The sequence below is a fragment of the Aeromonas sp. FDAARGOS 1405 genome (genome assembly GCF_019048265.1).
Taxonomy (GTDB): domain Bacteria; phylum Pseudomonadota; class Gammaproteobacteria; order Enterobacterales; family Aeromonadaceae; genus Aeromonas; species Aeromonas veronii_A.
In genome coordinates this window covers 4,022,046-4,045,954 of record NZ_CP077311.1, presented here as the reverse complement: position 1 = coordinate 4,045,954, position 23,909 = coordinate 4,022,046, and the positions used below count along the sequence as shown (strand labels likewise).

The 23,909-nt window shown below is 59.3% G+C and carries 21 protein-coding genes, 1 tRNA gene and 1 pseudogene; 10 read left to right on the top strand and 13 right to left on the bottom strand.

The genetic code is table 11. The features are described 5' to 3' along the window. Window positions 1-168 precede the first annotated feature (168 nt). Both I6L35_RS18570 and I6L35_RS18565 read right to left on the bottom strand, forming a co-directional pair. Window positions 169-1,704 carry a TerC family protein gene (locus I6L35_RS18570; RefSeq protein ID WP_216979001.1) on the bottom strand — a complete coding sequence of 512 codons (1,536 nt, stop codon included), beginning with the start codon at window positions 1,702-1,704 and terminating at the stop codon, window positions 169-171. Between the two features lie 301 nt (window positions 1,705-2,005). Continuing rightward, complete coding sequence (locus I6L35_RS18565) at window positions 2,006-2,932, bottom strand: cation diffusion facilitator family transporter (protein ID WP_216979000.1); 927 nt, start codon at window positions 2,930-2,932, stop codon at window positions 2,006-2,008. Between the two features lie 167 nt (window positions 2,933-3,099). On the opposite strand from I6L35_RS18565, the gene I6L35_RS18560 reads away from it, so the two are divergent. The 6 genes from I6L35_RS18560 (at window position 3,100) to I6L35_RS18535 (ending at window position 12,105) form a co-directional block, all read left to right on the top strand. Next, on the top strand, window positions 3,100-6,171 hold the full coding sequence (locus tag I6L35_RS18560) for an FAD-binding and (Fe-S)-binding domain-containing protein (protein WP_216978999.1): 3,072 nt from the start codon (window positions 3,100-3,102) through the stop codon (window positions 6,169-6,171). After that, entirely contained in the window at window positions 6,171-6,659 is a 489-nt protein-coding gene (locus I6L35_RS18555) for a hypothetical protein (protein WP_216978998.1), read from the top strand. The genes I6L35_RS18560 and I6L35_RS18555 overlap by 1 nt, the downstream gene beginning before the upstream one ends. Window positions 6,660-6,827: 168 nt before the next feature. Beyond that, window positions 6,828-7,289 carry a hotdog fold thioesterase gene (locus I6L35_RS18550; protein ID WP_047438938.1) on the top strand — a complete coding sequence of 154 codons (462 nt, stop codon included), beginning with the start codon at window positions 6,828-6,830 and terminating at the stop codon, window positions 7,287-7,289. A 180-nt stretch (window positions 7,290-7,469) separates the two neighbouring features. Next, the gene (locus I6L35_RS18545; protein WP_005337260.1) at window positions 7,470-9,371 is read left to right on the top strand and encodes a DEAD/DEAH box helicase; all 1,902 of its coding nucleotides are present in this window, start codon (window positions 7,470-7,472) and stop codon (window positions 9,369-9,371) included. 333 nt (window positions 9,372-9,704) lie between these two features. After that, window positions 9,705-10,187, top strand: coding sequence for a molybdopterin-dependent oxidoreductase (locus I6L35_RS18540; RefSeq protein WP_216978997.1), 483 nt, complete (start codon window positions 9,705-9,707; stop codon window positions 10,185-10,187). Between the two features lies 1 nt (window position 10,188). After that, window positions 10,189-12,105 carry a bifunctional diguanylate cyclase/phosphodiesterase gene (locus I6L35_RS18535; protein ID WP_216980317.1) on the top strand — a complete coding sequence of 639 codons (1,917 nt, stop codon included), beginning with the start codon at window positions 10,189-10,191 and terminating at the stop codon, window positions 12,103-12,105. A 98-nt stretch (window positions 12,106-12,203) separates the two neighbouring features. Here I6L35_RS18535 and I6L35_RS18530 read toward each other — a convergent pair. From I6L35_RS18530 to I6L35_RS18485, 10 genes and pseudogenes are all read right to left on the bottom strand, one after another. Next, a pseudogene (locus tag I6L35_RS18530) lies at window positions 12,204-13,493 on the bottom strand (IS4 family transposase). Window positions 13,494-14,063: 570 nt separating this feature from the next. Beyond that, window positions 14,064-14,151 (bottom strand) — tRNA-Ser (locus tag I6L35_RS18525). A 145-nt stretch (window positions 14,152-14,296) separates the two neighbouring features. Beyond that, window positions 14,297-14,914 carry a TPM domain-containing protein gene (locus tag I6L35_RS18520; RefSeq protein ID WP_005337196.1) on the bottom strand — a complete coding sequence of 206 codons (618 nt, stop codon included), beginning with the start codon at window positions 14,912-14,914 and terminating at the stop codon, window positions 14,297-14,299. Between the two features lie 20 nt (window positions 14,915-14,934). Beyond that, a complete protein-coding gene (locus tag I6L35_RS18515) occupies window positions 14,935-15,681 on the bottom strand; it encodes a YgcG family protein (RefSeq protein WP_216978996.1) in 747 nt (248 codons plus the stop codon). Beyond that, window positions 15,678-16,268: a LemA family protein gene (locus I6L35_RS18510; RefSeq protein ID WP_216978995.1), complete on the bottom strand. Its 591-nt coding sequence runs from the start codon at window positions 16,266-16,268 to the stop codon at window positions 15,678-15,680. The genes I6L35_RS18515 and I6L35_RS18510 overlap by 4 nt, the downstream gene beginning before the upstream one ends. A gap of 76 nt (window positions 16,269-16,344) precedes the next feature. Beyond that, on the bottom strand, window positions 16,345-17,082 hold the full coding sequence (mepA, locus tag I6L35_RS18505; protein WP_216978994.1) for a penicillin-insensitive murein endopeptidase: 738 nt from the start codon (window positions 17,080-17,082) through the stop codon (window positions 16,345-16,347). Further along, window positions 17,076-17,981: an amino acid ABC transporter permease gene (locus I6L35_RS18500; RefSeq protein ID WP_216978993.1), complete on the bottom strand. Its 906-nt coding sequence runs from the start codon at window positions 17,979-17,981 to the stop codon at window positions 17,076-17,078. The genes mepA and I6L35_RS18500 overlap by 7 nt, the downstream gene beginning before the upstream one ends. Next, on the bottom strand, window positions 17,981-18,802 hold the full coding sequence (locus I6L35_RS18495; RefSeq protein ID WP_043823663.1) for a transporter substrate-binding domain-containing protein: 822 nt from the start codon (window positions 18,800-18,802) through the stop codon (window positions 17,981-17,983). Before I6L35_RS18495 ends, I6L35_RS18500 begins: the two co-directional genes overlap by 1 nt. A 2-nt stretch (window positions 18,803-18,804) precedes the next feature. Then, window positions 18,805-19,602 (bottom strand): amino acid ABC transporter permease, encoded by a 798-nt coding sequence (locus tag I6L35_RS18490; protein WP_216978992.1) that lies wholly within the window; start codon window positions 19,600-19,602, stop codon window positions 18,805-18,807. Continuing rightward, entirely contained in the window at window positions 19,595-20,365 is a 771-nt protein-coding gene (locus I6L35_RS18485) for an amino acid ABC transporter ATP-binding protein (RefSeq protein ID WP_019444712.1), read from the bottom strand. Before I6L35_RS18485 ends, I6L35_RS18490 begins: the two co-directional genes overlap by 8 nt. A 106-nt stretch (window positions 20,366-20,471) precedes the next feature. Between I6L35_RS18485 and I6L35_RS18480 the strand changes: the two genes are divergently transcribed. Continuing rightward, the gene (locus I6L35_RS18480) at window positions 20,472-21,014 is read left to right on the top strand and encodes a hypothetical protein (RefSeq protein ID WP_216978991.1); all 543 of its coding nucleotides are present in this window, start codon (window positions 20,472-20,474) and stop codon (window positions 21,012-21,014) included. A 249-nt stretch (window positions 21,015-21,263) separates the two neighbouring features. Further along, complete coding sequence (locus tag I6L35_RS18475) at window positions 21,264-21,512, top strand: RNA-binding protein (protein ID WP_013723828.1); 249 nt, start codon at window positions 21,264-21,266, stop codon at window positions 21,510-21,512. A gap of 71 nt (window positions 21,513-21,583) precedes the next feature. Here I6L35_RS18475 and I6L35_RS18470 read toward each other — a convergent pair whose 3' ends face one another. Continuing rightward, a complete protein-coding gene (locus I6L35_RS18470; RefSeq protein WP_202002274.1) occupies window positions 21,584-22,483 on the bottom strand; it encodes an aldo/keto reductase family oxidoreductase in 900 nt (299 codons plus the stop codon). A 148-nt stretch (window positions 22,484-22,631) separates the two neighbouring features. On the opposite strand from I6L35_RS18470, the gene I6L35_RS18465 reads away from it, so the two are divergent. Both I6L35_RS18465 and I6L35_RS18460 read left to right on the top strand, forming a co-directional pair. Then, a complete protein-coding gene (locus tag I6L35_RS18465) occupies window positions 22,632-23,039 on the top strand; it encodes a helix-turn-helix transcriptional regulator (RefSeq protein ID WP_216978990.1) in 408 nt (135 codons plus the stop codon). An 87-nt stretch (window positions 23,040-23,126) separates the two neighbouring features. Then, complete coding sequence (locus tag I6L35_RS18460) at window positions 23,127-23,828, top strand: short-chain dehydrogenase (RefSeq protein WP_216978989.1); 702 nt, start codon at window positions 23,127-23,129, stop codon at window positions 23,826-23,828. Window positions 23,829-23,909 lie beyond the last annotated feature (81 nt).

Genomic DNA, 23,909 nt, shown 5'->3' with positions numbered 1-23,909 from the left:
CACTTTATGCCGCCATCTTGTTGTGAAAAAGAGGGGGAATTGCACAAGAGAATTGTGCTTGATGCAGCAATCAGTGCAACCCGCCAGGAAAGGAGGCGTTGAGGCATAAAGTTGAAGCATAAAAAAGAGGACCGTCTGGCCCTCTTCTGTTTTCTGCCGGTGGCTGGCTCAAGCCGCGGCGGGCATCACTTTCACCCGCTCGATGCGCCGCTCGCTCACCTCGATCACCTCGAAGTTGAGCTGCTGCAGTTGCAACTGCTGACCCGGGGTGGGCAGGGTGCCGAAGTGGGAGAGCAGCATGCCGGCCAGGGTCACGTACTCGTCGCTTTCGCTCACCAGCCCCTCGTGCTCCAGCACCTGTTCCACATGGTGGATGTTGGTGCTGCCGTTGATCAGCCACCCTTCGCCATCGCGCACGATATCCGGGGTTTCGTCCTCGTCCGGCAACTCGCCGACGATGGCCTCCAGCAGATCGTGGGTGGTGACCAGCCCCTGGATCACGCCAAACTCGTCGGAGACCAGAATAAGGCTCCCCTTGGCTTTGCGCAGCTCCGCCAGCAGCTTAATCACGTTGATGGTCTGCGGCACGATAATGGGGTCGTTCTGCTTGGCCAGTTCGCTCAAGGATTGCCCTTCGTTCAAGGCAAACAGCAGGTCGCGCGCCTTGACCACCCCGATCACCTCGTCCAGATCCCCGTCACAGATAGGGAACAGGCTGTGGGGCTCGCGCTGCAGCAGGGCACGGATTTCGTCGCTGGAGTCGTTGATATCGATCCAGGCCATCTCGGAGCGCGGGGTCATGATGGTGCGAATGGAGCGCTCGGCCAGCGACAGCACGCCGGTCACCATATAGCGCTCCTCCTCGCCAAAGCTGAGCGGTTCGGCAGGTGCGGCATCCAGATCGTCATCCGGTCTGTCCTGATACGCCTTGCTCCCCATCAATTTGAAGATGGCGGCGGTGGTGCGCTCACGCAGGGGCAGCTTGGATTCGTGACGCATGGCGCTGCGCTGGGCCAGCTGGTTGAAAAACTCGATCAGCACCGAGAAGCCGATGGCTGCGTAGAGGTAGCCCTTCGGAATATGGAAGCCAAAGCCCTCCGCCACCAGGCTGAAACCGATCATCAGCAGGAAGCTCAGGCAGAGCACCACCACGGTCGGGTGGGCGTTGACGAAGCGGGTCAGCGGCCTGGAGGCGAGCACCATCACCACCATGGCGATGGTCACGGCGGCCATCATGACGCCAAGGTGCTCCACCATGCCGACGGCGGTGATGATGGAGTCGAGCGAGAAGACCGCATCGAGCACCAGAATTTGGGCGATCACCACGCCGAAGCTGGCGTAGGCGCCGACAGGGCCGTCATCCTGGGGTTTGGCTTCCAGCCGCTCATGCAGCTCGGAGGTAGCCTTGAACAGCAGGAACAGGCCGCCTCCCATCAGGATCAGGTCCCGACCGGAGAAGGGGTGATCCCACAGGTGCAAAATCGGGGTGGTCAGGGTGACCAGCCATGACATGACGCTCAAGAGCCCAAGTCGCATCAGCAGGGCCAGCGACAGGCCGATGATGCGTGCCTTGTCCCGTTGGGCGGGGGGCAGTTTTTTCACCAGAATGGCGATAAAGACCAGGTTGTCGATCCCCAGCACGATTTCCAGAATGATCAGGGTAAACAGACCAATCCAGATGTGGGGATCCAGCAGCAATTCCATTGTATGACCTCAATAAAAACAGACAGAGCAGAGAGTGATCACGGCGCACGATGGCCGCAGTAACAGCAAGGCAAAGGTGTTATTCAGAGGCGCTGATTAAGCAGAAAAAGATAGGCTTTGACAGAGAGAGACGAAGGGCAACTTCGGGGATTGTCCATGATGGGCAATAAAACCTCGGGTGAAAAATGAGCCCTGATGATAGCGGCTGGCGCCGATTTGGCAAGAGCTGCGTCAGTGGGCGTAATCGGGGGTTGTGATGCGACAGGGGGAGGCGGCCGTGTCGCGCTCCCCCGTGCGGTCGTTACAACCAGCGCTTTTCGCGGGTGAAACAGACCGACAGCCAGGCATCGCCAAGGCTATCGCCGAGGCGGGACCAGAGCTCCTGGCGCAGGGCATCCTGCCGTTCGACCGGCCACTCCTGGCCCGGTGCCACCAGAATGTTCAATTCCAGATCGAAGCGGCGCCCGCTCTTGGCCAGATGGCTGTAGCACTCGACGCCATGGCGCTGGCGCAGCGCCTCGACTTCGCTCTCGACCAGTTGGGAGACATCCCCTCTGGGGGCAATTTTCAGCACTTCCCGCAGGTTGCGACCGAGCACCTTGATGGGAATGAGGGTGGCACAGAGGGCCAGCAGCGAGACCAGCACCGGGTCTATGTAGCGGTTGTATTGGCCGTAGCCGATGGCATCGAGGCCGATGGCAACCACAAAGCCGATAAGCAGAGTGGCGCTGAGCAGGGTATCCACCAGCCACTCCTTCGAGTCGACCCTCACCAGTTCGGAGTCAACCTGCTCGGCGACCTGGGCTTCAATCCGGTAGAGGATGGCGCAGAAGAAGGTGGAGACAACGGCATAGATAAGGGCGTGGCCGAGATCGATCTCCCGTCCGCCAGCAAGCAGGGTGGTGACGCCGTTGTAGAGTGCCGCCAGACAGAGCAGCAGAATAATGGAGCCGTTGATGACGTTGGCGATGGGCTCGAAATGAGCGTAGCCATACTGGAAGCGGTCATCGGAGGGGCGGGTAACAAGATAGGCTGTGATGAGGCCAAGGCCCGTCATGCCCATGCTGAACAGGGTGAAAATACCATCGAGCATGATGGCATTGGAGCCGACGAACAGGCCGTAGCTGATGCCGAAGATGGCGAAAGTGATGCAGCCAAACAGCGACAGGGTGAGTGCCTGCTTCTCTGTGGTGACCAGCGTACTGATAACATGGCTGTGGTGAGCCATAAAAATCCTCCTTTCAAATGGTTAATATTGCTACGCGCAAGGGGTTTTCTAGCTGATATACTGCCCGCTCACATGTGAGCGGACTGGCCTGATTGCCATTGATAGGCGAGGGGCCAGTCGTAGTCGCCGGGGTGCCGGCATCAAGCAAAATAAGGGAACAAGGATTCATGATCCCGAGACTCGATTACCAGGACAGTTTGTCACCCACAACCCTGTCGTTCCTAGAGTTGCTAGGGCGCAGCGCCTTTCGTGGTGATATCGAAAAGTCTTATGCAAGCCGGTTGGCGATGGCGACGGACAACAGTGTCTATCAGGTAGTACCTCAAGCGGTTCTCTATCCGCGCAGTGCGGATGACATAGCAGTGATGCTCAAGCTGGCGGCGGAGCCGGCGTACCACACTCTGAGTTTTTTCCCTCGCGGTGGCGGTACCGGCACCAACGGTCAGTCATTGGGCGGCGGCATTATCGTCGATCTCTCCCGTCATATGAACCAGATCATGGAAATTAATCTGGAAGAGGGGTGGGTACGCGCCCAGGCCGGGGTGGTGAAAGACCAGCTCAATGCCTATTTGAAGCCTCACGGCTACTTCTTCTCGCCGGATCTCTCCACCTCCAACCGCGCCACTCTGGGTGGCATGATCAACACCGATGCCTCGGGGCAGGGCTCGCTGGTATACGGCAAAACCTCGGATCACGTACTGGGGCTCAAAGCCGTGCTGGAGAATGGCGACCTGATGGCGACCGAACCGCTGACCGGCGAGCGACTGGCCGACAAGCTGGCGCTGGAGAATCGGGAAGGGGAGATCTATCGCACCCTCTATCGTATCGGCAAGGAGCGCCGAGCCGACATCGAGGCGACCTTCCCCAAGCTCAACCGCTTTCTGACCGGCTACGATCTCAAGCACCTCTATCAACCCGATACCGACACGCTGGATGTGAGCCGGGTACTGTGCGGATCTGAAGGGTCTCTCGGCTTTATCACCGAAGCCAAACTCAATATCACGCCAATCCCGCGCTACCGCACCCTGGTCAACGTCAAGTACGACAGTTTCCCCTCCGCCCTGCGCAACGCCCCCTTTATGGTTGAGGCCCAAGCGCTGTCGGTGGAGACGGTGGATTCCCGGGTGCTCGGGTTGGCCCGCGCCGACATCATCTGGCATTCGGTGAAAGAACTTATTCAGGATGTGCCCGGCAAGGATCTGCAGGGGCTCAACATTGTCGAGTTTGCCGACACCGACGAAGCTGCGCACAAGGCCAAGGTAGCTGAGCTATGCCGCCGTATCGACGCGCTGCTGGCCAAGGGTGAAGCCGGGATCATCGGCTATCAGGTGTGTGATCACCTGCCGAGCATCGAGACCATCTACGCCATGCGCAAGAAGTCGGTGGGGCTGCTGGGCAACGCCGAAGGGCGCAAGAAGCCTGTGGCCTTCACCGAAGATACCGCGGTGCCGCCAGAGTCGCTGGCTGATTTCATCATGGAGTTTCGCGCCCTGCTGGACGCTCACGGCCTCGACTACGGCATGTTTGGCCACGTCGATGCCGGTGTGCTGCACGTGCGCCCGGCGCTGGATTTGTGCGATCCCGAGCAGGAGGTGCTGCTGCGCCGCATCTCCGATCAGGTGGTGGCCCTTACCGCCAAATATGGCGGTCTGATGTGGGGCGAGCATGGCAAGGGCTTTCGCTCCGAATACAGCCCCGCCTTCTTTGGCGAGCTGTGGGAAGAGCTGCAGCGGGTCAAGGGGGCGTTCGACCCGGCCAACCGCATCAACCCGGGCAAGATCTGTATCCCCTACGGTAGCGGCGCCGAGCTGGTGTCGGTGGATGGCCCCAAGCGTGGCAAGTATGACCGCCAGATCCCGCTCGCGGTGCGCACCAGCTACACCCGCGCCATGGATTGCAACGGCAACGGCCTCTGTTTCACCTTCGAGACCGACTCCCCCATGTGCCCCTCGGTCAAGATCAGCCGTGATCGCCGCCACTCCCCCAAGGGGCGGGCGGGCCTGATGCGCGAATGGTTGCGTCAGCTGGCGGAGCAGGGGTTCGATCCGCTGGCGGAAGAGGTTGCACTGCAATCCGGTGGCGTGCGCTTCAAACAGCTGGTGGACAAGGTGCGCAACAGCTGGGCCAAACAGCGAGGCGAGTATGATTTCTCCCACGAGGTGATGGAGGCGATGGCGGGCTGCCTTGCCTGCAAGGCGTGCACCAGCCAGTGCCCAATCAAGGTGGATGTGCCCGATTTTCGCGCCCGCTTTATGCAGCTCTATCACGGCCGCTACCTGCGCGCCCCCAAGGATTACTTCGTCGGCACGGTGGAGAGCTATGCGCCGCTGCTTGCCAAGGCGCCGAAGCTGGTCAACTTCTTCCTCGAAAAAGAGTGGGCCCAGAAGGCGACCGAGAAGAGTATCGGCATGGTGGATGTGCCGCTGCTCTCGGTGCCGACCCTTGCCGAGAGCCTGCACGATAACCGTGCCCGCTATTTTGATCTGCCGGGACTGGAGCGGATGAGCGTCGAGCAGCGCAAGCAGGTGGTGCTCATCGTGCAGGATCCCTTCACCAGTTATTACGACGCCCCCGTGGTGCGCGACCTGGTGAAACTCGCCAGCAAGCTCGGCTTCCAGCCCTACTTGCTGCCCTTTAAACCCAACGGTAAACCCCAGCATATCAAGGGGTTCCTGCGTGCCTTTGCCCGCACTGCAGCCAACAGCGCCCAGTTCCTCAATAAGGTAGCGGCGCTTGGCATTCCCATGGTGGGGGTGGATCCGGCCATGGTGCTTTGCTATCGCGACGAGTATGCCAAGGCGCTGGGGTCGGCTCGCGGCGATTTTCAGGTGTTGTTGCCGCAGGAGTGGCTGCTCTCGCTGCCGGCAGATCAGTTGCCTGCTCGAACCGACAAGACCAAGAGCGAGGAGGGGAGCGAGCCCTGGTATCTGTTTGCCCACTGCACCGAGAAGACCGCCAAGCCCTCCACTCACGGTGACTGGAGCACCCTGTTTGGTCGCTTCGGGGCCAGTTTGCAGCCGGTCTCTGTGGGGTGTTGCGGTATGGCGGGCACCTATGGTCACGATGTCAAACAGGTGGAGAACTCCAAGGGCATTTATGGGTTGAGCTGGGCTGACCCGCTAGCCCGTCTACCCAAAGCGCGCTGTCTGGCGACCGGCTATTCGTGCCGTAGTCAGGTCAAGCGGATGGAGGGGGAAAAGCTCAAACATCCATTGCAAGCCCTGCTGGAGCTGCTCTGATGCTGACGTTTCCCAAGCGGTTTCGGGTGCCGAAGGCCTATCGGCACCCACGTTTCTTGCTGTTACCCGCCACTCCCGCTCAGGCGGTGGTGGAGTTTGTCGCCATGTTGCGCGAGCGCGAGCAGCTCCATCAGCTGTTTCGCCCGAACGATCTCTGGCCCTCGGCCAATTTCAGCCTGAGCCAGCACGAAGGGGATCTGGAGTGGCAGCAGTCGGAGTTTCTGGCCAAGCGCTCGTTCGCCTATGGCCTCTGGAGTCCGGATCGGGAGCCGCAATTTTGGGGTGGGGTTTATCTCTACCCCTCGGTGCTGCCGGAGGTAGCGGTGGAGCTCTTCTTCTGGAAGGTGGCAGAGGCGCCCATCACGGATGAGGAGCTGGAGATTCAGCTGCGCGACTGGCTCGCCAGGGTGTGGCAGTGGCCAGCCCCCCGCTTGCCGGGGCGAGATGTGCCTTGGGCCGAGTGGCCCGGCGTTACCTACCCCTGGTGACATCCCGCTTAAGGGCATGATTGTGTAACACGCAGCGCCGGGTCGGGGCTGCGTTGTTACCACGTCACCCGGTAACCAACAACTCACATAACCGAACCATGTTGCCGGTGGAGGGCGTTTCACCCATATCGGTACGCATTCATCGCTTACATAAGGAGTCTGCTCGCAATGAGTCACGATATTGCGCCCATCTGGCGTAAACCCATGAGTCTGGAGGGGCTCAACGCCACCTCTCGCAACACCCTGATGGCCCATCTCGATATCGTCTACACGGCTTTTGGCACCGATTGGCTTGAAGCGACCATGCCGGTGGATCATCGCACACACCAACCCCTGGGCATGCTCCATGGCGGCGCATCTGTGGTGCTGGCGGAAACCTTGGGATCGATTGCCGCCAATATGGCGGTCGGGCCAAATAGCTACTGTGTGGGGCTGGAGGTGAATGCCAACCATCTGCGAGCTAAACGGGAAGGGGTGGTGACCGGGCGTTGCACGCCGCTCCATCTGGGAGCAACGACCCAGGTGTGGCAGATTGAAATTCGGGACGAACGTGAGCGTTTATTGTGCACCAGCCGACTGACCATGGCGGTGCTCAAACACAAGCGGGGCAAGGACTCCAGCGAGGAGTGATCTGCAATAACGCACTATGAGTGCAAAATAAGCAAGCCATACTCGTCAGATCCCTCTATAATTGCCAACGTCTTGAGAGGCTTATCACATTTTTCAAGACAGCAGAACAAAGTGGCGCTATAATCGCCGCCTTTTTGCTATTCCGCGGTGTTAGCCGCCTGCCTTAATCTGGAAGAATCTATGTCTGATACCGAACAACTGCCCCTTTTTAGTGAGCTTGGACTGGCCGCGCCTGTATTGAAAGCGCTGCAGGACGTGGGCTATGAGCGCCCGTCACCGATCCAGGCCGCAGCAATTCCCCACCTGATGGCGGGACACGATCTGCTGGGGCAGGCGCAAACCGGTACAGGGAAGACCGCTGCTTTTGCCTTGCCTCTGTTGTCTCGTCTGGAAGCTGGTAACCGCAACACCCAGATCCTGGTGCTGGCGCCTACCCGCGAACTGGCGCTGCAAGTGGCTGAAGCGTGCCAACGCTATGCCCACCACATGCCTGATTTCCACGTACTGCCCATCTACGGCGGTGCCTCCTACGAAACCCAGACCCGTGCTCTGCGCCGCGGTGCCCAAGTTGTCGTCGGTACTCCGGGCCGCGTGATGGACCTGATCCGTCGCAAGAACCTGGACCTCTCCGGCCTGAAAGCACTGGTACTGGACGAAGCTGATGAAATGCTGCGTATGGGCTTCATCGACGACGTTGACTGGATCATGGAGCAGTGCCCGAGCACTCGTCAGGTTGCCCTGTTCTCTGCCACCATGCCGGAGCAGATCCGTCGCGTGGCCCAGAAGCACCTGAAGCAGCCCAAAGAGATCAAGATCGCCTCCAAGACTGCTACCGCTACCACTATTCGCCAGCGCTACTGGCAGGTAACCGGTCTGCACAAGCTGGACGCCATGACCCGTCTGCTGGAAGTGGAATCCTACGAAGCCCTGCTGGTGTTCGTACGTACCAAGAACGCTGCCGAAGAGCTGGCAGGCAAGCTGGCCGCCCGTGGTCACGCTTGTGAAGCGCTGCACGGCGACATCCCGCAGAAACTGCGTGAGCGTACCGTCGACAAACTGCGTCAAGGCCAGCTGGATATCCTGATCGCCACCGACGTGGTTGCCCGTGGTCTGGACGTTGAGCGCATCACTCACGTAGTGAACTACGACATTCCGTACGACACCGAATCTTACGTTCACCGTATCGGTCGTACCGGTCGTGCCGGTCGTAAAGGCGAAGCCATCCTGTTCGTCGCTCCCCGTGAGCGTCGCATGCTGCGCGCTATCGAGCACGCAACCCGTCAGGCCATCGAGCCGATGAAGATGCCAAGCACTGAGGACATCAACCAGCATCGTCTGGCCAAGTTCAAAGAGCGCATCCGCGAAACCATGATGGGTGAAGAGCTCGAGATCTACCACAACCTGGTAAACGAGCTGATCGAAGAAGATTCTGCCGATCCGCTGGAGCTGGCTGCTGCGCTGGCCAAGCTGGTACAGGGTGACCAACCGCTGCTGCTGGATGACTCCATTCCGGATCCGCTGCTGAATGCTGGCAACGATCGTGGTGGCTTCGAGCGCCGTGACTTCAACGACCGTGGTGGTCGTGACTTCGGTGACCGTGGCGATCGTCCTGCCCGTCGCATGCCATCCCTCGAACCGCGTCCGCTGAAAGACAACCCGGATGTGGAGATGGAGCGCTATCGCGTAGACGTGGGTGCCCATCACGGCGTCAAGCCGGGCCAGATCGTAGGCGCCATCGCCAACGAAGCGAACATCGAGAGCCGCTTCATCGGCAACATCGACATCGCTGATGACTTCTCCACCGTCGATCTGCCGAAAGGCATGACCGCCGATGTACTGGAAGTGATCAAGAAAGCCCGTGTTTGCCAGCGTCCGCTGCAGATCACTCGCTACACCGAAGTGCCGGCCGGTGGCAACACCAGCAGCCGTCCGCCCCGTGGTGATCGTCCGTTCCGTGGCGACCGTCCTTTCAACAAGGATCGCCGTCCCCAGGGTGACCGTCCGTTCAACAAGAGCGGGGAGCGCCGTGAAGGTGGCTTCAACAAAGATCGCAAATTCGGTGGCAAGCGTCGCGAAAGCTGATTGCTGATCCCGTTATGAAGAAGGCCGCTCATTGAGCGGCCTTTTTTTGTATCTGCGATAGGGACTGTACCGTCAGTTTGCCTGTGTGGGGGTCATATTTCTGTTCCACAAGCCAGGTCGAGAGCCAAAGGGAGATGAATATTTTCCGATGCAGTTGTGACATTCGGAGCCAGGATGCCATGCTTTTGGTGGCATTCGGGTACAGCCTGATGCTGGTTGCCTGTTGTGGTGAGCTGGTTGCAGCAACATTGTTTTGCATTGTGACTCTGCCGTTGTCATGTGGGTGGGCTGAGTGAAACCAATAAAACAAACAGTACGATACGGAGGTCTATCATGGGTGGATGGCTTGGCAGGATGCTGCTGTTATCCGGCTGTCTCGTTTCTGGCATAGTGTTGGCTGATGAGCCTTTCTTCAAGATCAAAGGAGATGGCTGCTGCCATGGTAAAGGGGAGGTCGTGTTGACCCGGGCCGAGTTTGAGGCTTTACCTCAGACAGAGGTCAAGACCCAGACCCCCTGGACCGAGGGGGATCACACCTATCGTGGTGTGCTGCTGCGAGACCTGGTCAAGATGTACGGTATCAAGAGTACGGAGGTCAAGGCCGTCGCCATCAATGATTACTGGGCGGCTGTGCCGCTGGAAGATGGAGATAAATATGCGGTACTGCTGGCCGAGAAGCAGGATGGCAAGGCGTTGACCCTGCGCAACAAGGGGCCGCTCTGGATCATCTATCCCCTCTCTGATCACCCGGAGCTGAACAAGGAGCTCTATCACAGCCGGATGGTGTGGCAACTGACGGCGATTGAGAGCAAATAAGATGCTGCGCGGCAAGTTTCTGAGCTTGATCCTGATGGTGACTACCTTTTTGGGGGTCGCCATCTGGTCGGTCTGGAACTATGACCGTGCTTTTAATGCTGTGACCCGCTATACCCAACTCTCCGCCTGGGCGTTGGCGCAGCTGGAGCTGGAAATCCGTGGCTTTGATGAGGCTCTTTCTCTCTATCGTACCGGTTCGACCAGTCAGGAGGAGATGAACAAGCGCTTTGATATTGCCTGGAACCGGCTCGATGTCTTCCTGCACGGGGATGAAGCCAGGCCAGTGAGAACGCGTTTTGGGGCTGAACAGGCAGCAGGCAATATCATGGCCCTGTTCGAGAAGTATGAGCAGGACGTGATCAGTGGAGGGCGAGATTCAAAAGAACTTGCTCGCTTCGCCGAGGAGTTGGCGCGGGATCTGGCCGCGATCCGCGATGTGATGGTGAAAAATTTCACCGGCCCATCCGCCATTGCCCAGCGGGAGGTGCTCAATTCGTCGCGTACCCAGAACTTTTTCATTCTGGCCTTCCTGATGCTGGCGACCGTGGTGATGCTGCTGATGTTGTTTCGCGAAGTGCGCCACCAGCACTTTCTGGCGTGGAATGATGCGTTAACCTGTTTGCCAAATCGGGCCTCCCTGATCAAACACCTCAAACAGCTGACGGGACATAAAGGGCGTCCCAGTAGTGTGACTGTCTGTCTGGTGGATCTTGGTCATTTCAGGGAGGTGAATGACAGCTTGGGTTACGAGGCGGGGGATGCATTGCTGACGCAACTGGCCGGGCGGATCCGCGCGGTATCGGTTGACGGTATCTTTGCCGCCCGCACAGGTAGCGATGAGTTTGCCATCATTATTTCCGGTGTCATGCCCACCTATCTGCGCTTTCCATTTCTGGAACAGCTGCGTAATGAGCTTGCCGGGCTCGCCTTGGCGACCGACCCCGCCCACAGGGTACGGGTCTTTATGGGGATCAGCCAGTACGTGCGACCGGTACACACGCCGGAGGAGATGCTGCTGTTTGCCGATATCGCTCTCGACAGTGCCAAGCGCAAGCGGCTGAATCGTTACGTGGTTTTCTCCAGCAGCATGTATCAGCACTATCTGCGTAACCGCCGTTTGTCGACCGAGTTGCGCGAGCTGATCCAGCACCACAGTAATTTGCAGTTGAGCCTCTACTATCAGCCCATTGTCCGTGGTCAAGGTAGGGTGCGACTGGGGGCTGAGGTGCTGATCCGCTGGAATCATCCTGAGTACGGTTTTATACCGCCCCTGGACATCATCTCGCTCGCTGAGGAGAACGGCTTGGGTGAGGCGCTGGGATTATGGGTCTTCCGGCGCTTGCAACATGATCTTGCCACTTTCCCTGGCGACTTGATTGAGCCGCTGGAGATCTCGGTTAACCTTTCCAGCTCCATGTTCAATATGGGGTTGGCAGCCCAGCTGGAAGAGAACATGAAAGATGGACCACTAAGCCTGCAACAGCTGATCGTCGAGCTGACCGAAACTATTGCTCTGGATGATATAGAGCTGAGCAAGCAGATCATCGACACCCTGCGTCAGATCGGAGTGCGCGTGGCTCTCGATGATTTCGGCACTGGCTGGTCATCGTTCTCCTACTTGCGGGAACTCTATTTCGACAAGCTCAAGATCGACCGCTCATTTATCACAGCCATCGACAATGACACCCGACAGGCCCTGTTCGTCGAGGCGATTACCAGTCTTTCTCATCAGCTCGGTGTGCGGGTGGTGGCGGAAGGAGTGGAAAACAACGATGAGCTGAATGCGGTGTTGAGTATCGGGGTGGACGAAATTCAGGGCTACTTCTACTCGAGACCCTTGCCGGTGCAGGACTTTTTGCTGTTCTGCCATCGCTACTTTATCAATCGGAGCATCATGCAGGCGGTCGCACTGGGTTAGAGAGCTGTATCTTTTCATCTTCACCACAAGCTATCTGATGTTGTTCCTCTAGCCGAATCAATAAAGAAGGCGACCATGTGGTCGCTAATGCCAGTCAGTTAAGCCTGAGTGACATTGTTTTTATTGGATTTTTTAACTCCATACTTCTCTGGTCTTGGCTTCACACTGCGGGGTAACTCCGCTCCCGTCATGCCTGCAGCACAAACTGCCTGCTTCTCCAGCTCTGTCATCCGCTTCGGGAGACGCCCCGGTGACAGGTACGGTATGCAGCTCAGTTCATGGATGAGTGACATCGACGCCATGTGAAAACTCCGCTGGTTCGCCGTGTATTCGTTCAAACTCGCCGCCATCATCACCATCTGGTGCGCAGCAGGTTGTACGCCAGCAACACGCCCCACCGTTATTGCTGTATCCCCGCCGCCTTTTTGCCAGGCAGGGTCAGCCGATGTTGTTGCAGGCTGTGCTTCATCTCCCGACAGCCCAACTCGATTTCCCTACGCTGGCTATAGAGCTCGACAATGTCGGCGCCCGGGAAACGCATCGGGTCGACCATCGAGGTCAGCACTTGCCGCTCCTTGCCATTGATGTGGCGGGTCAGCAAGCACGCTGCCACCATGCCAGCCAGTTGCGGGCACTTCCTCCTCGCCTGTGGACTGGTTTTGAGATGCACCAGAGCATTCTGACCTCCTGCTTGCGTACCACCGCTTATTGGGAGCCCTTTTTGAGTGGCAGCAACCAAGTGCTGTTCGCTGCCGGTTGTTTGCCATGCGTGGAGCAGTCGAGGACGCAGAACCCCTTGTCGAACAGGGTGAGCGAGTGGTCCGGTGTGCGCGATGAGTTGCTTGGCCAGTACTATCTCGTTGACGCCGCAGCTCTCTATGACCGCTTGTACAAGCAGGTGGCTGGTGAGCCCCATCTGGCAGAGCATGCCTACTTGCGGATAGGCAGTCTCGCCATGCCGCGTGCCAGGTTTGGCAAAGACAGCGGCATTGTTCGGGGTAGCACCACACCATCGACGGCGAGTGGCCCAAGCGGGGGGTCTGCTGGTGCCAGCGCGATGCGGTTTCGTGAAACAGCCGTTCGATAATCTTGTCCCCCAGTTTTTGGCGAGCTTGCAGGAAAGCGCTGTGGGCAACGAAAGGGCGGTTGCCGGGCAAAAGGATATCGAGCTGATTGACTAGCTGGGTCATGGGGATGCGGCGGAAGATCGCCATGCCGATGATGATCCGTACCAGACGCTCCATTGGCATACGGCGATGACGCAGGGTGGCGACATCCTCTTCGGCGAGCTGCGTTGTGATGAGCTCGGGAGGAATGAGGTCTGAGAGTGACTCGAACTGAGCGGCATTGCTGGCGTAGAGGAAGTCGGAAACTTGAGCTATATGCATAAAAAATCCTAAACCAATCAACATGTTCTGGATTTTCACACAGCAGAATGATCGATCAGATCCTTAACTGATCGGCATTAGCTCATTGAGCGGCCTTTTTTTGTAAGCACGCCACGCCAGGTTGTAAGGACGCAGTGAGCCGTAGATGAGAGTAAAAAGGTACCACGCCTTTTAGTTATCCTTCCTGCTGTCATAACGGCGCGATACGCGGTGACAGCCTGGCCGTGGTCATATGGAGTGATAAGAAGAAGTGTGGGTGTGGCCACCGACGCGACTTGTAGTGCCCTACTGTTGCTCTAAGGGGCGTTCTGAATGAGGTTTCTCCCTTCAGCAGAAGAAGGGCGAATGCCGACGAATGATACTGGCGGCGATGAGCAAGTTCATCTCCCACCCGTTGTTGAATGGGATGTGCCGGGGTCTATTGGATTGAGCCGTCGAGTTGGAGTGGTGTTGCTCATAGAGGCGAGGGCCTGGCGAGAGCGTCCACCTGTTCTTGTCGCTGCAATACTTGTCCGGTATTTGTTTTTCCGGAAAGCAAAAAACCGACCCTGAGGTCGGTTTTTCTAAATTTGGCGGTGAGGGAGGGATTCGAACCCTCGATACGTTGCCGTATACACACTTTCCAGGCGTGCTCCTTCAGCCACTCGGACACCTCACCAAATTTTCGTTCGCTGCGCTGTTGCGCTGGAACGGGGCGTAATTTAGGGGAAAGGACTGTGTGGGTCAACCTCTTTTCCCCTTATTTTTCATAATCTTTTCCGAATGCCTAACCCTTGCGCAGAATGCCGGTTTTTTAAACCGGATCAGGGCTTGTCGAGGATGATCAGACTGTCCGGTAGCTCGTTTTGATCCCGGGTGGCCGGGAAGGCGTCGGTCAGAATGGCGCTGACGCGCTCCACGCACTCCAGAAAACCCTGTTCGATCTCCTTGTTGCGCACTCGCGCAACGAAGTCGTCGATGATCTCCTGCCACTGGCCATTGTCGATATGCTGGGCGATGCCGTCATCCACCAGTATTTCTACATAGTGCTCGGCGGCAGAGACGAAGATCAGCACCCCGAGCCGGTCGCGGGTGCGGTGCAGCCCCTGTTCGACAAATTGCAGGCGTGCCATCAGGGCCGCCCGGTGCTGGCGAACCTTCTTCGGGATGAGCCGCATCTTGATGGGGGTCCAGTGGAACAGCAGGCTCAGCAGCAGCCAGACCGACCACTGTACCAGCAGGATCTCGTACCAGCCGAGCCAGAAGCCGAGCTGGAACACCAGCAGCGGGGTGAGCATGGCCAGCAGCGCCGCCCAGAGGGTGGGAATGTAGCGATAGCCATCGCTGGCCGGTGCCAGCACGGTGACCAGTTCAGCATCAGTCTCTAGCTCCGCTTCGCGCACCTTGGCCTGAAGCGTGTGGAAGAACTGTTTAGAAATCATGATTTGTCTCTTTACTCCTGTTACCAGCCACCGGAGGCTCCGCCGCCGCCAAAACTGCCACCGCCACCACTGAATCCGCCGCCGGAGCGACTAGAGGAGCTGCCACCTCCGCTGAATCCGCTGCCGGAGCGGCCAGAGGAGCCGGCACCAACTCTACCCGAGCCTAACCAACCGATTCCACTGTGCAGGATAAAGATCATGATCAGCCCCATCACTGTTAGGAAAAACCGGCAGAGGTCTCGGAGTACCCCACCCTTACTGCTGCTGTTGCTCTTTACTGGCTGGTACTCTCCGGCGAGAGCCTTCATGATGCTCTGGCTGCCGGCCATGATCCCGGCCACCATATCGCCGCGCTTGAAGGCGGGCAGAATGCGACCATGAATGATGTTGGCGGCAATGGCGTCGGGCAGGGCGCCTTCCAGCCCGTATCCCACTTCGATGCGCACCTTGCGCTCATCCTGGGCGATCAGCAACAGCACGCCATTATTTTTGCCTTTCTGGCCGATCCCCCAGTGGCGACCGAGTTGGTAGCCGTACTCCTCGATGGTCTCCCCATCGAGGCTGTCGACGGAGACCACCACCAGCTGGATACCGCTGCGCTTTTCAAAGGTGGCCAGCTGCTGGGTCAGTTGATGGGCCTGTTTGCGGGACATCAGCGCTGCCTCATCCACCACCCGTCCGCTCAAGACAGGAAAGTTCGGCGTGGCCTGCAGCGCCGCCGTCCAGAGCAGCAGAAAAGGGAGTAGCGTGCGCAGCATCATCTTCATTGGAAGCTGACCTTGGGCGCCTCATCGGCACCGGGTTTGGCACTGAAACTGGGTTTGGCCTCCAGATCCGAGTAGAGCAACTTGGACCAGATGACGCCGGGGAAGGTACGGATCTCGGTATTGAACTGGCGCACCGCCTCGATATAGTCGCGGCGAGCCACCGAGATGCGATTCTCGGTTCCTTCCAGCTGGGCCTGAAGTGCCAGGAACTGCTGATCCGCTTTCAGCTCGGGGTAGCGTTCTACCACCACCATCAGGCGGGAGAGGGCGCTGGAGAGCTGGTTCTGGGCCGCTTCAAACTCCTTGAGCTGGGCAGGAGCGCTCACCTGCACGCTGCCGACCCGGGCGCGGGCATCGGTGACCGCCTTGAGGGTCTCCTGCTCATGGCTGGCGTAGCCCTTGACGGTTGCCACCAGATTGGGGATGAGATCGGCGCGGCGCTGATACTGGTTCTCCACCTGTCCCCAGCTCGCCTTGACCTGCTCATCCAGGGTCGGAATGTTGTTCATGCCGCAGCCGGTCAGGCTGAGCAGCAGGGTCAGGGTCAACAGGCTCTGCGCGGTTCTGCGCCAGAGTGATGTGGTCATCTTGTTGTTCTCCTATGCAATTTTGAATGGAACGTATAGCGCCTTGCGAATAGTGCATCACCATACCAGCTTGGGGTCAGTTGCGACAACGCGCAGGAAGTATTGGTGGTTTGTTAATGCCGGAGACCTTGGGCAACTGGGGCTTGTCTTTTAGCCAGGATGCCAGCTCTTCCCCGCAGCCATTGCCGGGCGGAATGGGAGCCTGAGGTTCGCAATCGGGGCTGCCTACCGGGCAGCGCAGCCGCACGTGGAAGTGGCTGAAGTGGCCCACCCAGGGGCGCAGCTTGGCGACCCAGGGCTCGTCACCAGCCTGTTGGCAGACCGCGGATTTGATCACCGGATTGACGAAGATGCGGGCCACCTCGGGCTTGCTGGCCGCCAGCCGCAGCAGGGTGAGCTGCTGCGGGCCAAAGCGGCCCGGCAACATCTTGTAGCTCGGTTCGTCGATCAGCGCCCACTCCTTGGGGGCATCCTGCTCCCACTTGCTGATGGGACGGTTGGCCATGCGAAACCAGATATCGGCATCAAGTCCGGTCTGATGGCTGCGATGGCCAGAGGTAAAGGGGCCGCCCCGGGCCATCGCCAGATCAGCGATGTAGAGATCTGGCAGCCCGGCCATGCGGGTCTGGTTGGCCAGCGCTTGCAGATAGTGGATAAGGTCGGGGTGGCCGTAGTAGCGCAGCCGCTTGGTGCGGATCACCTGATAACCCGGCCCTTCAAGGGGCAGGGATACGCCGTTTTTCAGGCAACCGGCGGCATAACCACCGATGGCTTCCGCTTGCAATACAGTCGCCAGCAACAGGGACGTCAGCATGTGCGTGCTCCTTGTCTTGCTTCGAGTCGGCTCAGCAATACGAACAGACTCAAACATATAAATAAATAGGCCGCGGCCACCAGCAGCCAGATCTCGTAGACCAGTCCGCTGGAGTTGGCCATCTCGGTGCCGACGAAGGTGAGCTCCTGCACCGAGATAAGGGAAACGATGGCGGTATCCTTCACCAGCGCGATGAGCTGACCGGTGAGGGGGGGCAACATCAGCAGCATGGCCTGCGGCAGGATCACATGGCGCAGCCGCACCCAGGGGGAGAGTCCGAGGCTCTGCGCCGCCTCCCACTGGCCACGGGGGATGGCGGCCAGCCCGGCGCGGACGATCTCGGCGACGAAGGCTGCGCTGATCATGCCAACGCAGAGGGTGCCTGAGATGAGGTTTTCCCAGCGGGCAGGTGGGCCAAACAACGCGGCTTGCCACGGGGAGAGTGATACGGTGCCGAGCCAGCGGGAGAGGCCGCTCGCAGGCAGCAGCTGGTTGGCGATAAAGAAGTAGAAGATGAAGATAAAGACCAGCGGCGGCAAATTGCGGATCAGCTGGATAAACAGGGTCGCGGGCATCACCAGCCAGGGGCGGCGGCTGAAGGCGGCTACCCCCAGCGCAGTGCCGAGCAGCAGCGCCAGCACCATGCCGAGCAGGGCGATGCGCAAGGTGGTGAGCAGACCGCTGAAAAAGTAGGGCAACTCGCCGTGAGGGCCAGGGGTGAACAGCAGATCGAAGGCCTCATGCCAGCGCCACTGATAGGCCACCCCGATGTGCAGGCGGCTGGCCAGCCAGAGGCCAGCCAGCAGCAGGATCAGGGCGATCGCCCCATCTAGCCAGTTGATGTTCCGACATGCCCCACGGACGATGCGCCGGATGGTCTCTTTTAGAGCAATCAGCATCAGGGATTGGCGACCTGTGCTTCCCACGCCAGCGACTTGAACCAGTAGTCATGGCGTGCCTTGAGCCAGCCATCGGCCTGACGGGCGGCGATCCACTCGTTGAACTGCTCAGCCAGGGCATCATCCCCCTTGCGCAGGGCAAAGCCTTCATCGCCTTGTGCCAACGGCTCGGCAAACGGCATAAAGAGGGCATCGGGGTGGCGCAGCGCCTCTTGCTCGGGTTTCGGGGAAGAGGAGAGGGCGCCGTGGGCGCGGCCGTTCAGCACCTCCTGAAATACCTGTGACTCGTCATCAAACTGGCGCAGGGTGGCCTTGGGGAAGTGTTCTTTTGCCACCTGTACCGGTGAGGCGCCACGACGTACCGCCAGGATCACCCCGCGCTGGTTGAAGTCCGCCACGGTTTTCTTCTCTTTGGCCATGGTGCTGGAGGCGGCCAGCTGCACCCCCGAATGGGAGTAGGCCTGGGTGAAGCGCACGCTCTTCTCCCGCTCGGGGGTGATGGTGAGGCCGCCGATGATGACGTCATATTTTTTCGCCAACAGGGAGGGGATGATGCCATCCCAGGCGGTAGGCACGAACTCTACCTGCCAACCGTTATCTGTGGCGAGGCGACGGGCCACGTCAATCTCGAAACCGATCAGGGCCCCCTGCTTGTCGCGCATCGCCCAGGGGGCGAAGGTGGACATGCCGACCCGCAGGGTACCGCTCTGCTCGATCTGCGCCTGGGTGTCGGAGGGGGCAGTTTCTGCCAGTGCCGGAGTGAGCAGGCTTGCCAGCAGCAGGGCTGCGCCCGACAGGGTGGTCTTGAATGACAGATTCATGGTTAGCGTCCTTGTTGATCCGGATTCAGGTGACGGGCCAGTGCCCGCGAACAGGCTGACAGCGTCAGGGTTAACAGCAAATAGAGGGCAGCTACGGTAAACCACACCTCAAAGGTCAGAAACGTATCGGCAACCAGAGTACGCCCTTCGTTGGTCAGATCGAAGATGGCGATCACACTCACCAGCGCCGAATGTTTGATAAGGGAGACCAGCTCGTTGGTGAGCGGCGGCAAGGTGATGCGCACCAGCTGGGGCAGGATCACCTTGCGCAGGGTGATGGTTCGCGACAAGCCAAGCGACTGGGCTGCCTCCCACTGTCCTTTGGGAATGGCCTGTACGCCTGCACGCAGCACTTCGGCGGTGAAAGCGCCCTGATAGAGGGAGAGGCTCAACACGGCGCAGGCAAGGGGGGCCAATCCCAGCATGGGGCCCAGCAAGAAATAGAGAATATAGAGCTGCACCAGCTGGGGCGTGGTGCGCACCAGCGCCAGATAAGCGATGGCGAGCCATGGGCCGAGCCGGGAGGGGAGCAGCCGCAGGCTGACCACGCACACCCCGACCGCCAGAGTGCCCAACAGGCTGAGCAGCGCCACCTGCAAAGTGACCAGCAGGCCGTTTAGCAAGGGGCCGGCATAAAAGGTTCCCTCATCCCACTCGCCGAGAAAGGGCAACACCCGCGGCCACTGCCACTCATAGCCCATCTGGCGAGCGCCGCTATAGAGCGCCCAGCCCAGTAGCGCAGAGAGCATCACAGTGCCCGACAGCCAGCCAAGCAGGCGGGGGCGATTGAGCCTAGCCATGATAGCTAAGCACCTGTTCGAGGAAGGCCCGGGTTCGCGGGTGCCGGGGGGCGTTGAACAGCTGGGCGGGCGGGGCTGACTCGATGATTTTCCCCTCATCCATAAAGAGCACCCGATCCGCCACCTGACGGGCAAAGCCCATCTCGTGGGTGACGCAGATCAGGGTCATCCCCTCGTCAGCCAGCTCGCGGATTACATCGAGCACTTCGCGGATCATCTCGGGGTCGAGGGCGGAGGTGGGCTCGTCAAACAGCATCAGCTCGGGTTGCATGCAGAGGGAGCGGGCGATGGCGACCCGCTGCTGCTGGCCGCCGGAGAGCTGGTGGGGGTACTTGTCGGCCTGCGCCTGAATGCGCACCCGCTCGAGCAGTCCGAGCGCCCGGGCTTTGGCCTCCTGAGGGCGCAACCCCAGGGTATGCACCGGCGCCACCATCAGGTTTTCCAGCACCGTCATATGGGGGAAGAGGTTGAACTGCTGAAACACCATGCCGACCCGGCCTTGCAGGCGACGCAGGTAGGCGGGGGTCACCGGCTCGCCAAACAGGAACAGCTGGCCGTCGTCGATCCCCTCCAGCCCGTTGATGGTGCGGATCAGGGTCGATTTTCCCGAGCCTGACGGGCCACAGATGACCCACTTCTCTCCCCGTTCAATGGTGAGATCGATGTGATGAAGAGCCTGAAAATCGCCATAGAATTTGTCGACGCCACAAAAGCGCACACAGGGTTGCGAGCTGGTCAAGAAGCGGGTTCCACTGAGAATCATTTACGCCATGGTATTGATTTTATAGGGGGATGACAAAGAAAACCCCCTTGTCAGCATCCTGATGGCTATTCACAATGACGCCATTTCGTGATGACAGGAGCTTTTCATGCGTATTACATCCTTGCTTGCCGGTTCGCAGGTGCAGCTGTTGATGCCGCCAGCGGTGCGCTATCGCTGCGTCATTTTTCTGCTGTTGCTGGTGAGTTGGGGCGTGGTGGCGGCCTCCTTGTGGGATGGCTGGGGCGCCATGGCGCTGCTCAACTGGGTGGGCGTGGTCTTTGGTGGCATCACCGGGATCATGGTTTCGCTGCCCCGCAGCTGGCAGCCCTGGCGCCTGGCGGAGCTGGGGTGGGACGAACAGCATATCTATCTGCTCAATGGCAACAAGGATGAGGCGCTGGCGCTGCCCCGCAACCAGCTGGTGGCGCTTGAACGGGAGCGGCGAGTGGGTCACGACGGCCAGTGGCTCGACTTCAGCCTCGATCTGCAGCTGAGTGAAGAGGAGCTGGCGGCGGCCATGGCCTTGCTGGATCTCAAGGCGGGGGAGCTCCATCTGGTGAGCCCGTCTGTCTATCGCTTCGGCTTTAAACGGGCCTGGCACGGTCGCCGGATGCTGGCGCAACGGTTGTCAGATCTGCAAGCGGCCTGAGTCGACTATTTTCTCGACAATTCCCGGCAAAGCTCAGATACTGCCAGTGACTCGAATTGATCTTGTCTGCACTGTTAACCCAAGAGATCAATCACTTGACGACAGTGTGGAGAAGGCCACGGCATGAAGCCATGGCAGGTCCGGCATAGGGGTTGTGCCCTTACCGTTATGCTGGGAATTGCATAGAGAAGGCACCTTGAATCGAGAGTGGATGGCATGAAGATTTACGTAGGAAATCTGTCGTACCGGATGACGGCCGACGAACTGAAAACCCTGTTCAGCCAGTTTGGACAGGTCGACAAGGTTGATATCATCATCGACCGCGATACCGGCCAGTCAAAGGGGTTTGGTTTTATTGAAATGCCGGTCAATGGTGATGCCGAAAAGGCCATCGCTGGTCTGCATGGCACAGAAGTCGGTGGCCGTACCATCACCGTCAACCAGGCCAAACCGAAGACAGATGCTCCCCGTGGTCGCCCGCAACAGCGCCACCGCTAAGGTACCTCGGCAATAAAAAAACGGCATGGGTTTCCCCCATGCCGTTTTTGTTTCTGGACGTTTTGCTGTGATCAGGGGACGTCGTAACCGAGCGCCGCCTTGCGGATGCGGAACCACTGCTGGCGGTTAAGCTCGACAGATTCGGCGGCCACGGCGGCAGCAATCCGCTCCCGTTTGCCGGAGCCAATCAATGGCAGCGGCTGGCTTGGCAGCATCATTACCCAGGCGTAGACCACCTGCTCGATAGTTTGGGCGCCCACTTCCTGACGGATCTGCTCCAGTTCGGCACGCAGCGGGGCATAGGCGTCATCGCTGAACAGTCGGCCGCCGCCGAGACATGACCAGGCCATCGGCTTGATGCCAAGCTGCTGGCACTGATCCAGGGTACCATCGAGGGCCCCTTCCTGATGAAGCGGCGAGATCTCCAGCTGGTTGGTGACCAGCGGGAAGGGGAGGCGCGATTGCAGCAGCTCGAACTGACGGGCGGTGAAGTTGGATACCCCGGCGTGCTTGATCTTGCCCGCCTGTTTCAGGGTGATAAAGGCGTCGGCCACTTCATCGGCGTTCATCAGGGGATCCGGGCGGTGGATCAGCAGCAGGTCCAGATGGTCGGTGCCGAGCTTGCGCAGCGAGGCCTCGGCGCTGGCGATGATATGGTCCTTGCCGGTGTTGTAGTGGTTGAGGGCATGCTCCGGCTTGGCGGTGAGGGCGATACCGCACTTGGTGACGATCTCCATCCGGCTGCGCAGGGAAGGCTCGAGGCGCAGGGCGTGACCAAAGGCCTCTTCGCACTGGTAGCCACCATAGATATCGGCGTGATCGATGGTGGTGACCCCCAGATCCAGATGATATTTCATCAGATCGAGCAGAGCGGCCGGAGAGAGCTGCCACTCCATCAGGCGCCAGTAACCCATGATGAGGCGAGAGAAGGTGGGGCCTTGCGGATGCAGGGCGACACGGGATACAGACATGGTTTGACTCCTTGAAAAACACGATGCGAAAACGATGTGCAACATAGATGACTGCGGGCATCTTGGCCCCATGTGGCTGGCAAAGCAATAATGGGCAGTGGCATGATTCGAACTTTGGTTCTGATCGCAGAGTAGGGGAGAGAGTTGGATGGAAGGATTTGCCGAGCGCTTGCAGAGCCTGATCGGAGAGATGAGCGTGAGCGCGTTTGCCCGCAAGGTGGGGCTCAGTGAAGCGCTGATCCGCAAATATTTGAAGGGAGCCGAGCCTGGCCTGGCGCGGGCTAACCAGATCGCCATGGGGGCCAACTGCTCGCTGGAGTGGCTGGCAACCGGCTGCGGTTATCTCTACCGTCAGGCGGAAGTGGTAGACAGGGAGGCGCTGGCAGCGGCGCAGCTACTGCTGGGCGAGCAGCAACCTGGGGTGGTGCTGCTCGATGAGGAGGCACTGGTCACCCTGCTCGCCTATTACCAGTTTTTGCGCACCCACAAGAAAGCCGACGGTTTTCTCGACTTGGCGCTGGCGCGGGAGTTTGGCCGCCATCTGGGGGAAGCGTGATGAGGGGCATATTACCCTTTGGTCGTGTCACGGCCGGTTGATTATTCTGATACGCTCTAAGCAAGATAACTCTCCATGGAATGGGCGATGAGCTACTTGATCCTCGGAAGTGGTGCGCTGGGTACGGCGCTGGCAAGAGAGCTGATGGCAAGAGGGGAACCTTTCCTTCTGGCTGGGCGCACCTATCCTAAAGGGATCGAGATGGAGGACTTCTTCCCGTTGCCGGAGGTCGATGCTATCTCGTTCGATGCCCTTTTTACCCTCTACGATACCGATCCACTTCCCTCCGTGGTCATCAACACTATCGGCCTGCTGCACGATGTCAGCTCCATGCCGGAGCGGCGTGTCGAAGAAGTTCACCCCAAATGGATGTGTGACAGTCTGCTGGCCAATGCCTGGCCAACGCTGGCGCTGGCGGCCCGCTTCAGCAGATTGATGGGAGACGCTCATCAGTTGTGGCTCTGCGCCATCTCCGATCTGGCTGGCTCCATTACCGCCAACCGGGAGGGGGGGCGTTACAGCTACCGGATGAGCAAGGCGGCCCTCGACATGGGGGTTAAAACCCTTGCCCTTGAGTGGGCGCAGCGTTTCCCGCACGCGGGGGTGGTGGCGGTGGCCCCCGGTTTGATGGACTCCCCGATGAATACCCCCTTTCTGAGCGAGTTGCCTGCGGATCAATTGCTGGATCCTGCCGAGGTGGCGGTGAAACTGCTCAATCTCGTCAAGGGGTTATCATTGACTCAATCGGGGCAGCTATTGGATCTGAACGGTCAGCCGCTGCCCTGGTAAATCCCCCCTGCGGGTTCGCCGGACGCCTATTGGCTTCACATTCTGCTCATGCGCCCCTTGCCAAGCGAGGGGCGCATGGCT